The organism is Vibrio sp. D173a (assembly GCF_030248475.1).
Window position 1 is genome coordinate 1 of the sequence record NZ_JAHGAH010000837.1, and the last position, 778, is coordinate 778.

General features: G+C 46.9%; 2 pseudogenes. Both read left to right on the forward strand.

The window, feature by feature from the left end:
- Nucleotides 1-99: 99 nt before the first annotated feature.
- Nucleotides 100-387, forward strand: a pseudogene (locus tag KIV40_RS29670) (chorismate-binding protein); the annotation flags it as partial.
- Between the two features lie 2 nt (nt 388-389).
- Nucleotides 390-778, forward strand: a pseudogene (locus tag KIV40_RS29675) (gamma-glutamyl-gamma-aminobutyrate hydrolase family protein); the annotation flags it as partial.

Here is a 778-nt window from a genome sequence, read left to right on the forward strand (position 1 = left end):
ATTGCACTACATTGATAGTTTGGACTTAGTTTTTCTCTTGTTTTTTTTAGATCACTTACTTGCAAAGCAAAGTGACTGATACCTGTTTTTTTTAACTAGATTCGTGCAATGCAGCTGATTCGCGATGTGGAACAAACTCGTCGTGGTAGCTACGGCGGCGCAGTAGGCTACCTAACGGGTGAAGGCACTCTAGATACTTGTATCGTGATTCGCTCAGCTTACGTTGAAAACGGGATTGCTCAAGTTCAAGCTGGCGCTGGCGTGGTATTCGATTCAGACCCACAAGCAGAAGCCGATGAAACTCGTGGTAAAGCTCAGGCAGTCATCTCTGCGATTCAAGCAGCGCACACTGCATCTAAGCCAACCTCTAGCAAGCAGGAGTCTTAATCATGGCTGATATCGTATTTATTGATAACTTTGACTCGTTCACTTACAACCTAGTAGACCAGTTCCGTTCACTAGGCCACAACGTGAAGATCTACCGTAATAACATTCCTGCGGAAGCGGTAGAAGCAGCGATTAATGAGCTAGAAAACCCAGTTGCGTTGCTGTCTCCAGGTCCAGGTGCTCCTGCTGACGCGGGTTGCATGCCAGAGCTGATTCAACGCTTGAAAGGCAAAGTACCGATGATTGGTATTTGTCTTGGTCACCAAGCAATTGTTGAAGCATACGGCGGTAAGGTTGCAGGCGCTGGCGAAATCATTCATGGTAAGGTTTCGATGATGGAACACGACAATCACGCGACTTACCAAGGTCTTCCTTCTCCGCTTGCAATTGC